The following is an 11,356-nucleotide window of genomic DNA, read 5'->3' on the forward strand; positions in this document are numbered from 1 at the left end:
GCCCCGGCCCCGGTGCCCGGGACCCGGGCCCGGTTGCGCGGGACCGGCGAGGCCGCGGGCCGCTGCCCGGCCGTCCGGCTCCCGACGAGGTCCCGGTGCCGCGCGGTGGGCCGCTCCCGGCCTTGCGTGCGCCGGCCGTGCTGTCCGGCGGGAAGTCACCGGTCGTAGACTCCGCAGGGTGACCGTCACCGCAACACCCGTCGGCGAGTCGGAACCGGCCGAGCCCCCGACCGCGCCCCCCTCGCGCGCCGCGCGGCTCGCCCGCCGGCTCGCCCCGGCCGTCGCGTCCGCCCTCGCCGGCGTGCTGCTCTACGTCAGCTTCCCGCCGCGCACCCTGTGGTGGCTGGCCCTGCCGGCCTTCGCCGTCTTCGGCGGGGTGCTGCGCGGGCGCGGCTGGAAGGCGGGCCTGGGCCTCGGCTACCTCTTCGGGCTGGGCTTCCTGCTGCCGCTGCTGGTGTGGACCGGCGTGGAGGTCGGCCCCGGCCCCTGGCTGGCCCTGGTCGCGATCGAGGCGGTCTTCGTCGCCCTGGCCGGCGCCGGCACAGCCGCGGTGTCGAGGCTGCCGGCCTGGCCGGTGTGGGCGGCGGCCGTGTGGATCGCCGGCGAGGCCGCACGCGCGCGCGTGCCCTTCGAGGGCTTCCCCTGGGGCAAGATCGCCTTCGGACAGGCGGACGGCGTGTTCCTGCCGCTGGCCGCGCTGGGCGGCACACCGGTGCTCGGCTTCGCGGTGGTGCTGTGCGGCTTCGGCCTGTACGAGGGGGTGCGCCTGGCCGCCCGGGCGCACCGCACCGGCGCGGTACCGCGGGGTGCGGCGGCCCTGGCGCTGCTGAGCCTGGCCGCTCCGGTGGTGGCGGCCCTCGCCGCCCGGCCGCTGGTGACCGACGCCGCCGAGACCGGCACGGCGACCGTCGCCGTGATCCAGGGCAACGTGCCCCGCGCGGGTCTCGACTTCAACGCCCAGCGCCGCGCGGTGCTCGACCATCACGCGCGCGAGACCGAACGGCTGGCCGCCGAGGTCGGGGCGGGCCGGGTCGCGCGGCCCGACTTCGTGCTGTGGCCGGAGAACTCCTCCGACATCGACCCCTTCGCCAACCCCGACGCGCGCGACGTCATCGACCGGGCGGCCAAGGCCATCGGGGCACCGATCTCGGTCGGCGGTGTCGTGGCGCGCGACGGCAGGCTCTACAACGAGCAGATCCTGTGGGACCCGGTCGACGGCCCCGTCGACACCTACGACAAGCGGCAGATCCAGCCGTTCGGCGAGTACCTGCCGCTGCGCTCGCTGATCGGGGCGATCAACAGCGAGTGGACCTCCATGGTCCGCCAGGACTTCAGCCGGGGCAGCGAGCCGGGCGTGTTCACCATGGCCGGCACCGAGGTGGGCCTGGTCACGTGTTACGAGGCCGCCTTCGACTGGGCGGTGCGCTCCGAGGTCGCCGACGGCGCCCGGATGATCTCCGTGCCCAGCAACAACGCGACCTTCGACCGCAGCGAGATGACCTACCAGCAGCTCGCCATGTCCCGCGTCCGCGCGGTCGAGCACAGCCGGACCGTCGCCGTGCCGGTGACCAGCGGCGTCAGTGCCATCATCATGCCGGACGGCCGGGTCACCCAGCGGACCGGCATGTTCGTCGCCGACTCCCTGGTCCAGGAGGTGCCCCTGCGCTCCTCCGAGACGCCTGCCACACGCCTCGGCGTGCTCCCGGAGATCGCCCTGCTGCTGGTCGCCGCCGGCGGTATCGGCCGGGCCGTCGCCACGGGCGTGCGCGGTCGGCGCGCCGGTGACGTGTAGCCGTACGCCCGCCGCACGCCCCGCGAACGGGCCGGGTGAGCGATGGGTGGCCGGTTAGGCTCGGGCGCATGGCTACTCCCGACTTCATCACCGCCCTGCGCGTCTCGGCCGGACACCAGTTGCTGTGGCTCCCCGGCGTCACCGCCGTCGTCTTCGACGACGAGGGCAGAGTGCTGCTGAACCGTCGGTCCGACAACCTCCGCTGGTCGCTGATCGGCGGCATCGCGGAGCCGGGGGAGCAGCCCGCCGTCTGCGCCGTCCGCGAGGTGGAGGAGGAGACCGCCGTGCGGTGCGTCGCCGAGCGCGTCGTCCTGGTCCAGGCGCTGGACCCGGTGACGTACGACAACGGCGACGTGTGCCAGTTCATGGACATCACCTTCCGCTGCCGCGCCGTCGGGGGCGAGGCCCGGGTCAACGACGACGAGTCGCTGGAGGTGGGCTGGTTCGCGGTGGACTCGCTGCCCGACGTGGGCGAGTTCGGGTGGTTCCGGATCAAGCAGGCCCTGTCCGACGCACCCACGTGGTTCGAACCCACTGGTTCGGTCTGAACTATAGGGCGTGAGCACATGGGGCAGGGGGCGGGCGGTGCCTAGGGTCGGCATATGACCTCGCCCAGCGTCCTCCCGGCCTCCCACGCCTCCTCGCCCGACCTCGGCGGCCGAACCGCTCTCGTCACCGGCGCCGCCGGCGGCATCGGCCGCGCCTGCGCGCTGCGACTGGCCGCCGCCGGAGCCAAGGTCAGAGCGGTCGACCGGGACGCCGCGGGCCTGGACGCGCTCACCGAGCGCGCCGGTGATCTCGCGGGCACCGTCGAACCCCACGTGGTGGACCTGACCGACCTGGACGCCGCCGAACTCGCCGCCGCCGGCACCGACGTCCTGGTCAACAACGCAGGACTGCAGTTGGTGCGGCCCATCGAGGAGTTCCCGCCGGACGTCTTCCACACCGTGCTCACCGTCATGCTGGAGGCGCCCTTCCGCCTCATCCGCGGTGCCCTGCCGCACATGTACGGGCAGGGCTGGGGACGCATCGTCAACATCTCCTCCGTGCACGGCCTGCGCGCCTCCGCCTACAAGTCGGCGTACGTCTCCGCCAAGCACGGACTGGAGGGGCTGTCCAAGACCGCCGCCCTCGAAGGCGCCGCGCACGGCGTCACCTCCAACTGCGTGAACCCCGGCTACGTGCGCACCCCGCTGGTCGAGAAGCAGCTCGCCGACCAGTCCCGGGCGCACGGCATCCCGCGGGAACGGGTGCTGTCCGAGGTACTGCTGCGGGACAGCGCCCTCAAGCGGCTCATCGAACCCGAGGAGGTCGCCGAGGCCGTGGCCTACCTGTGCAGCCCGCAGGCGTCCTTCGTCACCGGCACCTCGCTCGTCCTGGACGGCGGCTGGACCGCGCACTGAACCGGCCGGCTCCTCCGGCCGCCGGGTTTTCCACAGGGCTGCCGGGGCGGCCCTGCGATGGGGAATCCTGTGAGCATGTCCCGCGATCACCTGCAGTCCGCCGAGCGCTCCGTCCACGGTGCCGGGGCGCCGGCCGGCGCCCCGGAGAACGGGGACCGGCCGCTGCCCCACGGCACCGAGACGCCGTTCCTGGAGCTGCTCGCCCGCGGTGCCTCCGCCGACGCCTACGAACAGCCGGTGCTGCTCGCCCGCGCCGAGGGCCGCCCGGCCGACCGGATCGCCGCGCTCGAACAGGCCAAGCTGCTCGCCCTGCGGGTGCGCTCCGAGCTGGAGGGACGGCGCCGGCGTGAGGCCGAGCTGTCCGCGCTCTTCGAGACCGCCCACGACCTCGCTGGACTGCGGGACCTGGACGCCGTCCTGCGCGCGATCGTGCAGCGCGCCCGCTCCCTGCTCGGCACGGACGTCGCCTACCTCAGCCTGAACGACCCGGAGCGCGGCGACACCTACATGAGAGTCACGGAAGGATCGGTCGCGGCCCGCTTCCAGCAACTGCGGCTCGGCATGGGCGAGGGGCTCGGCGGTCTCGTCGCCCAGACCGCCCGGCCCTACGTCACCGACGACTACTTCCGGGACGACCGCTTCCGGCACACCCACGCCATCGACGCCGGAGTGAAGGACGAGGGCCTGGTGGCCATCCTGGGCGTCCCCCTGACGCTCGGGGACCACGTCATCGGCGTGCTGTTCGCCGCGGACCGCCGGGCCCGGGTCTTCGAGCGGGAGCAGATCGCCCTGCTCGGCTCCTTCGCCGCCCTGGCCGCGGCCGCCATCGACACCGCCAACCTCCTCGCCGAGACCCGCTCGGCCCTGGCCGGCCTGGAGCGGGCCAACGAGATCATCCGCGACCGCAGCGGCGTCATCGAACGCGCCTCCGACGTCCACGACCGGCTCGCCGAACTCGTCCTGCGCGGCGGCGGGGTCCACGACGTGGCCGCCGCCGTCTCCGAGGTCCTCGACGGCACCGTCGAGTTCACCGAGGCCGCCGCCGCACCGGCGACCGCCCTGGAGGCGTCCCGGGCCGAAGGCCACGCGGTGCGGCACCAGGACGACTGGATCGCCGCCGTCGCCGCCGGCGGCGAACTGCTCGGCGCGCTCGTGCTGCGCGGCCACCCCGGCCTCGACCCCGTCGACCAGCGCACCCTGGAACGCGCCGCGATGGTCACCTCCCTGCTGCTGCTCGCCCGCCGGTCCGCCGCCGAGGCCGAGCAGCGGGTACGCGGCGAACTGCTGGACGACCTGCTCGACGCCCGCGACCGCGACCCGCGCCTGCTGCGCGAACGCGCCTCCCGGCTGCGCGCCGACCTCGACGCCACCCATGCCGTGCTCGCCGCCCGTCTCGACGGCCCCGCGGCCGACGCCGAGCAGGAGGCGGACGCGCGCAGACGGCTGTGGGCCGCCGCCTCCCACCTCGCCGCGACCCGGCACGGCCTGGCCGCCGCCCGTGACGGCGGCACCGTCCTGCTGCTGCCCCTCGGCGCCCGGGACACCGCCACCGACCTGGCCCGCCGCACCGCACGGCAGCTCGGCCGGGCCGTCCACGAGGCCGTCACGGTCGGCGCCTCGGCACCCGTGGAGGATCTCGCCGCCCACCCGGACGCCGTGTCGGCCGCCTACACGGAGGCCCGGCGCTGCCTGGACGCCCTGCGCCTGCTGGGCCGCACCGGGGACGGTGCGGCGGCCGAGGACTTCGGCTTCCTTGGCCTGCTGCTGGCGGGGGACCGGGACATCGAGGGCTTCGTCGGCCGCACCATCGGCGAGGTCGTCGCCTACGACGAGCGGCGCGGCACCGAACTGCTGCGCACCCTCGACGCCTACTTCGCCTGCGGCATGAGCCCGGCCCGCACCAAGGACGCCCTGCACGTCCACGTCAACACGGTCGCCCAGCGCCTGGACCGCGTCGGCCGGCTCCTCGGCGAGGACTGGCAGAGCCCGGCGCGCGCCCTGGAGATACAACTCGCCCTGCGCCTGCACCGGCTGTCGTCCCCGGCACAGCACTGACCCCCGCACGCGAGGGCGTACGGGGGCCGGTGCCGAAAGCCGTCAGACCTTGTGCGCGTCGGTGGCCCGGGCGGCCGGCACCGCCCGGTCGCCGCCGGAGCCGCCCACGTCGGCCAGGTCCCGGTTGCGGGTCTCCTTCGCCGCCAGCACGGCGACCACGGTGAGCAGGGCCGCGGCGATGACGTACAGGGAGATCGGGGTGGAGCTGCCGAAGTCCGACAGCAGCGCGGTGGCGATGAGCGGCGCGGGGGCACCCGCCGCAACCGAGGAGAACTGGGCGCCGATGGAGGCACCGGAGTAGCGCATCCGGGTCGCGAACATCTCGGAGAAGAAAGCCGCCTGGGGCGCGTACATCGCGCCGTGCAGCACCAGGCCCACGGTCACGGCGAGCAGCAGGCTGCCGAAGCCGCCGGTGTCGATCAGCCAGAAGAACGGGAACATCCACAGCCCGACCCCGACCGCGCCCACCAGGTACACCGGGCGGCGGCCGATCCGGTCCGACAGCGCACCCCAGGCCGGGATGACCGCGAAGTGCACGGCCGAGGCGATCAGCACCGCGTTGAGTGCCGTCTGCTTGGAGACGTCGGCCTCGGTGGTGGCGTAGACGAGGATGAAGGCGGTGATCACGTAGTAGCTGATGTTCTCCGCCATGCGGCAGCCCATGGCGATCAGCACATCGCGCCAGTGGTGCCGCAGCACGGAGACCAGCGGCAGTTTCCCGGCGTCCGTATCCTGGGCGGACTTGCGGGCCTCGGCCTGCGCCAGCGCCTGCTTGAAGACCGGCGACTCGTCGACGGACAGCCGGATCCACAGACCGACGATCACCAGGACCCCGGAGAGCAGGAACGGGATCCGCCAGCCCCAGCTGGTGAACGCGGCGTCCGACAGCAGCGCCGTCAGCAGCGACAGCACACCGGTCGCCAGCAACTGCCCCGCCGGTGCGCCGGTCTGCGGCCAGGAGGCCCAGAAGCCGCGCCGCCGCGCGTCCCCGTGCTCCGACACCAGCAGGACGGCGCCGCCCCATTCGCCACCGAGTGCGAATCCCTGCACCAGGCGCAGCACGGTCAGCAGCACGGGAGCGGCCGAGCCGATCGTCGCGTGCGTCGGCATCAGCCCGATCGCGAAGGTCGCCCCGCCCATCAGCAGCAGGCTCAGCACCAGCAGCTTCTTGCGTCCGAGCCGGTCACCGTAGTGTCCGAACACCAGGGCGCCCAGCGGCCGGGCGGCGAACCCGACGGCGTAGGTCATGAACGACAGCAGTGTGCCGACCAGCGGGTCGGAGTCCGGGAAGAACAGCTTGTTGAACACCAGTGCGGCGGCGGAGCCGTAGAGGAAGAAGTCGTACCACTCGATGGTGGTGCCGATGAGGGAGGCGGCGACGATGCGCTTGAGGTTGTTCGGGGTTGGCGGAGCGGTCGCGGGGGAGGACATCGGCACCACTTCCTGGCGTGTGACGGGGACGTTTGCGTGTCGCCACACGGTAGGAACGCGCAGTTCCGTGGCGTATGTGGTGGGACACCATAGTTCTGGGTGCGGAAGTGCGTGCATTCACTATGTAGGCGAGGCCAGGCCTTCCTGAGGCGTTCGAGCTCCGTGGACGCCCCGACCTCATCGCCCGCTTCGCGCACAACGGGGCCGGCAGAGGCGCTCCTCGCTCAGCCGACGTCGGCCCGATGACGGACGCGGTGCCCGTCCGTGCGAAAGGTCCGGGTCTGGGCCCGGTAACTCCGCACCGTCCCGGGCCAGACGGCCGTGTTCAGCCCTTCGCGGGCGTCCAGGTACCAGCTGTGACAGCCGCCGGACAGCCAGACGGTGCGCCGCATGCGCCGGTGGAGCCGCTCGCTGAACCCGAGCTGGGTCTCGGGAAGCACGTCCACGTCGGCGAGACCGCGCCGACGCATCCGCGCCAGGCAGTCGACCACATAGTCGAGCTGCGCTTCGAGCAGCAGTGTGAGGGCGGAGTGGCCCAGCCCGCTGTTGGGGCCGAGCAGCAGGAACATGTTCGGGAAGCCCGGCACCATGATGTTGCGGTGCGCCGCCATCCCCCCGCTCCAGGCCTCCGACAGGCGTCGCCGCTCGCGGCCGACGATGCGCCGGGCGATGGGCGGCCGGTCGGCCGAGAACCCGGTGCCGAGGACGAGTACGTCGGCCGGGCGGACGGTGCCGTCACGGGTGACGACACCGTCCGGGGTGACGCGGGCGACGGTGTCCGTGACGGCCTCGACGCCGGACCGGCGCAGCGCCGGGTAGTAGTCGTTGGACAGCAGCACCCGTTTGCAGCCGAGGCGATAGGACGGGGTCAGCAGTCGGCGCAGTTCCGGCTCGGGCACCCGGCAGCGCAGATGCAGGCGGGCCAGGGCGGCCACGCCCCCGCCGACGATGCGGTGGAGCGGCCCGGTGAAGCACAGCAGCCAGCTTTCGCGGAACCAGTAGGCAACGGCTCTGACCAGTCGGCGAAGGCGCGGCGAGCGGTGGTACGCGGACCACTCGGCGGCCGGGACGCGCCGTTCCAGCCGGGGCAGCACCCAGGGCGGGGTCCGCTGGTAGACATCGAGCGCCTCGGCCAGCTCCGCGAGGCGCGGGACGCACTGGACGGCCGACGCGCCGGTACCGATCAGCGCGACGCGCTTGCCCCTGACGTCACACGTGCCGTCCCAGCGCGCGGTGTGCACGACGGTGCCCCGGAAGGTGCCGAGTCCCGGCAGGTCGGGAACACGGGGCTCGCTGAGCAGACCCGTGGCCGTGATGAGGAACCGGGCGCGGTGGAGACGCCCGGCCGCCCTGACGTACCACCGCCCCTCGGTCTCGTTCCAGTCGGCCTGCTGAACCTCGCTGCGCAGGCGCACATGCGACGCGAGCCCGAAGTCGGCCACGCAGCGGCGCAGATAGGCGTGGATCTCCGCGGCGGCCGGCAATGTCGTGCGCCACCGGGGGACGGGGGCGAAGGAGTAGGCGTACAGGTGCCCCGGTACGTCGCAGGCCGCCCCGGGATAGCGATTGTCGCGCCAGGTGCCGCCGACGTCGTCGGAACGCTCCAGGACGACGAAGTCGTCGATGCCCGTCTGCCGCAGGCGGATGGCCGCGCCCAGCCCGGACAGGCCCGCACCGATGATCACGACTTGGTGGTCCTCGGCGGCGTGCGATTGTGGGGAACGTGCGTCTGCCGACTGCATGCGTGCGTCCATGGGAGAGGTGCGGTCGAGGGGGTGGTCGTGGGTCAGCCGGCCGGAGTGCGGGCGCAGTCGCTGCTGGTGCCGATGACGGTCGCCGGGGCGTCCACCCGGCCGGCTCGTGCCCACAGACCACGGGCCTCGACGTCGGTGAGCAGGAGGTAGGGCACGGGCAGGGGCGGCACCGCACGGGTGGACAGGGACACCGGGAGCAGCCCGAAGACCCGCCCCCGCAGGGACTCGGCACGCAGGCGGACGTCGCCCGTCAGGGTCAGGCGCCCGAACACCGTGCAGGTGGCGCCGCGGGGACCGGTGTAGTCGATGCGGGGGGCCCGCATGTCGACGCTCGTGGCCCGGCACGACGTGGACCCCGGTGGGCAGAACAGCCCGGTCACGGTGAGCGTGGCCGCCCGCAGGGTGGTGCCCGGGTCCCCGGCGGCCGGGGCGACACCGGGCAGACAGGCGGCCACGGCGCGCGCCGCCTGCGCGCGCCGGTCGCGAGCGGGGTCGTCGACGGGCAGGTTCTCCCGCGAGCAGCCCGTCGGCAGCGGTATGCGTGCCGGAACAGGCTGGGGCGCGGCACCGTCGGTCCGGTTCTCGGACCGGTCCGGTCCGGGCGCGGCCGTCGCCAAGCCGAAGGACATGGCCACCGTGCACGGGAACGCGAGCGCTGCCAGCGCCCGGCGCCAGGCGGTCGCGTCCGTCACTCAGCGCCTCGCATCGGCGGCTGCCATGCCAGCGCCAGACACCCGCCGATCAGCGCCAGCAGCATGCCGAGGAGGAACCCTCCGAGGTTGGCCAGCGGATACGACAACAGGCCGAGGACGATCGCTGCCGTGCCGCTGAAGGCGGCGTGGGCGGGTCTGGTCCACAGATGTACGGCGCACCCGGCCAGGGCCACGGAGAGGAGCACGGCCGTGGCCCCGCTCAGCCCCTGGACGGGGAGCAGCGCAGGGTCGGCCAGGGGGAAGTAGCCGAGTTCCAGCCCCGCGGCCGTGACACAGACGCAGGCGCCGACGGGGCGGCTGCCCGACGCTAGCCGCATCGGTGCTCCCCCGCGCGTACGTCCATGGTGGCGCCGTCCAGCGTGAACATCCCGGCCGACAGCGACCAGGCACGCAACCGCATGTTCTTGATCGTCAAGGTGCGGGCCTGCTGGCCGTACGTCCCCGCCGGTCCGGTGAGGCCGCCCTCGAGCGTGCTGGCGTCACGGCCCATCTCCACCGACCGGAACGTCATGTCGCCTTCCAGGCGGGCCAGATCGAGTGCCATTCCCTTGGCTCGTACGGGATGTTCCCGGCCCGCGCGGATCTGGAGGGTGGCGGTGCCGAGCGGGGTGCGGGCCACGGCGGACTGGCACAGGTCCCGGATGCGGGCCTGCCGGATGCCGACGACAGCGGTCGGACGGCTCCGGCCGGAGGCGTCCTCGCGGAAGGAGGCGAACTGGACGGCCCCGTCGGCATGCAGGTGTTCGGCCGTGACGGAGAAGGGGCTGCCCGCGACGGCGAAGGAGACGGGGACCGAAGCCGCCGTCGTGGTCGCCACGGTGCCGAAGGCCAGTGCCAGCGCGCCGACGCTCGCCGCGGCGAAGCGCCGCCAGTTGGTCCGGCCGCGGGGGCAGGCCGCATGGCGTCCGTGCCGTTTCCCGGCGGCCCGTGGCGCTGTCAGCCGGATCACGTTGTCCTCTCTTGATGCGTCGTGGTGTGCGTCGTGGTGCGTCGTCGGCGGATGGAGCGCCCCGGCGGGCGCCGGTGCCGGACCGGCGGGTGGCCGCCGGGAACCCGCCCGAGGAGCATCACGCGGGCAGGAGCGCCTCCGCGGCGCCGAAGGCGCGGGCGAGGTAGGCGTCGTCGACGGGCTCGGGATCGGGCAGGTCACCCACGGCCCGCAGCAGGTTCGAGCGGTCGTAGGTGCGGTGCTGGGCACTGAAGCCGAGCAGCCTCTCACCCTGCTGGGCGATCACGGCCTCCAACGGGCTGGGGCACGGCACGTCCGGGACCAGGTCCACGCGGATGCCCGGGTAGCGGGCCTGCAGTGCCGAAGTGACCGACCCGGCCGAGACGTTGTGCGGATGGGTCACGTGCAGGGTGCGCACGCCTGCCCGGCCGTCGGTGTGTGCGGCCGCCCGCACCATGGCCCGCGCGGCGTACTCGGCGGGCACCACGTTGCCCTCGCCGCCGGGGTCCGCCTGGACCCGCACCCGCAGGCGCTCCCCGCGCAGACCCGCACCCGTGAGGTACCGGGACAGACCGCGGACGCGGGTGGCGCGTGCCCGCACGACGTCGTCGATCAGCCGGAGGAGGACGTCCAGCGGTTGTCCGGGCAGGTGCGCGGGGACGGGCCGGTCCGTGGCCAGCAGGCTCGGCCGCAGGATCGTGGCCCGCCGCCCGTTGCGCCGCGCCCAGGCGTGCACCAGGCGTTCGGCGGTGTACTTGCTCTCCTCGTAGGAGGTCTGGAAGCCGTACTCCTCGGTGAGATCGTCCTCCAGGACGTGCCCGGTGAGGCGGCGGCCGGCCACGTAGGCCGTGCTGACGTGGAGCAGGTGGGCCCCTGGCGCCGCGTCGGCGAACTCCAGGACGTGCCTGGTGCCCAGGACGTTGGAGGTGTGCAGGGGGACGGGGTCGCCCTCCAGGTTCAGCAGGGCCGCGCTGTGCCAGATTTCGGTCAGGCCGTCGGCCGCCCGGGCGCGGTCCCCGGCCGACAAGCCCAGATCCGGCAGCGTGATGTCGCCGCTGAGGAACCGCAGCCGGTCGAGGGACCCTTCCGGCAGGGGCGGAGCGTCCAGCCACGTCACCGCGGCCTCGGTGCGGGCCCGCAGTCTCTCGCTGCTGCCCCGGGCCAGTACGACGATCGGTTCGTCACCTCCCTTGCCGAGCAGTTCGCGCAGGATGCGGCTACCGAGGAATCCGGTGGCGCCGGTGAGCAGGATGGACAAG

At 73.8% G+C, this 11,356-nt stretch carries 10 protein-coding genes; 4 read left to right on the forward strand and 6 right to left on the reverse strand.

The genetic code is table 11. The features are described from left to right. Positions 1-178 precede the first annotated feature (178 nt). The 4 genes from lnt (at position 179) to ACLGIH_RS30860 (ending at position 5,250) form a co-directional block, all read left to right on the forward strand. Positions 179-1,792: an apolipoprotein N-acyltransferase gene (gene lnt, locus ACLGIH_RS30845; RefSeq protein WP_416528564.1), complete on the forward strand. Its 1,614-nt coding sequence runs from the start codon at positions 179-181 to the stop codon at positions 1,790-1,792. 68 nt (positions 1,793-1,860) lie between these two features. Then, positions 1,861-2,340 (forward strand): NUDIX hydrolase, encoded by a 480-nt coding sequence (locus ACLGIH_RS30850; RefSeq protein ID WP_416528565.1) that lies wholly within the window; start codon positions 1,861-1,863, stop codon positions 2,338-2,340. 54 nt (positions 2,341-2,394) lie between these two features. After that, entirely contained in the window at positions 2,395-3,195 is an 801-nt protein-coding gene (locus ACLGIH_RS30855; protein ID WP_416528566.1) for a 3-hydroxybutyrate dehydrogenase, read from the forward strand. Positions 3,196-3,270: 75 nt separating this feature from the next. Beyond that, a complete protein-coding gene (locus ACLGIH_RS30860) occupies positions 3,271-5,250 on the forward strand; it encodes a helix-turn-helix domain-containing protein (protein WP_416528567.1) in 1,980 nt (659 codons plus the stop codon). Positions 5,251-5,292: 42 nt separating this feature from the next. Here the strand turns inward: ACLGIH_RS30860 and ACLGIH_RS30865 are convergent, their stop codons facing one another. The 6 genes from ACLGIH_RS30865 to ACLGIH_RS30890 form a co-directional block, all read right to left on the reverse strand. Further along, complete coding sequence (locus ACLGIH_RS30865; RefSeq protein WP_416528568.1) at positions 5,293-6,681, reverse strand: MFS transporter; 1,389 nt, start codon at positions 6,679-6,681, stop codon at positions 5,293-5,295. A 224-nt stretch (positions 6,682-6,905) separates the two neighbouring features. Next, entirely contained in the window at positions 6,906-8,366 is a 1,461-nt protein-coding gene (locus ACLGIH_RS30870) for a flavin-containing monooxygenase (RefSeq protein WP_416528569.1), read from the reverse strand. 101 nt (positions 8,367-8,467) lie between these two features. Further along, positions 8,468-9,127, reverse strand: coding sequence for a hypothetical protein (locus ACLGIH_RS30875; RefSeq protein WP_416528570.1), 660 nt, complete (start codon positions 9,125-9,127; stop codon positions 8,468-8,470). Then, positions 9,124-9,465, reverse strand: coding sequence for a DUF6114 domain-containing protein (locus ACLGIH_RS30880; protein ID WP_416528571.1), 342 nt, complete (start codon positions 9,463-9,465; stop codon positions 9,124-9,126). The genes ACLGIH_RS30875 and ACLGIH_RS30880 overlap by 4 nt, the downstream gene beginning before the upstream one ends. Beyond that, on the reverse strand, positions 9,456-10,097 hold the full coding sequence (locus tag ACLGIH_RS30885) for a DUF6230 family protein (RefSeq protein WP_416528572.1): 642 nt from the start codon (positions 10,095-10,097) through the stop codon (positions 9,456-9,458). Before ACLGIH_RS30885 ends, ACLGIH_RS30880 begins: the two co-directional genes overlap by 10 nt. Before the next feature lie 118 nt (positions 10,098-10,215). After that, entirely contained in the window at positions 10,216-11,355 is a 1,140-nt protein-coding gene (locus ACLGIH_RS30890; protein WP_416528573.1) for an SDR family oxidoreductase, read from the reverse strand. Between the last annotated feature and the right edge of the window lies 1 nt (position 11,356).

This window comes from Streptomyces hamibioticus, from assembly GCF_047946815.1.
GTDB lineage: Bacteria > Actinomycetota > Actinomycetes > Streptomycetales > Streptomycetaceae > Streptomyces.

Excerpts from the sequence above, each read along its gene's own strand:
- ACLGIH_RS30850 (WP_416528565.1), top strand. The coding sequence starts at position 1,861 with ATGGCTACTCCCGACTTCATCACCGCCCTGCGCGTCTCGGCCGGACAC.
- ACLGIH_RS30855 (WP_416528566.1), top strand. The coding sequence starts at position 2,395 with ATGACCTCGCCCAGCGTCCTCCCGGCCTCCCACGCCTCCTCGCCCGAC.
- ACLGIH_RS30880 (WP_416528571.1), bottom strand. The coding sequence starts at position 9,465 with ATGCGGCTAGCGTCGGGCAGCCGCCCCGTCGGCGCCTGCGTCTGTGTC.
- ACLGIH_RS30860 (WP_416528567.1), top strand. The coding sequence starts at position 3,271 with ATGTCCCGCGATCACCTGCAGTCCGCCGAGCGCTCCGTCCACGGTGCC.
- ACLGIH_RS30865 (WP_416528568.1), bottom strand. The coding sequence starts at position 6,681 with ATGTCCTCCCCCGCGACCGCTCCGCCAACCCCGAACAACCTCAAGCGC.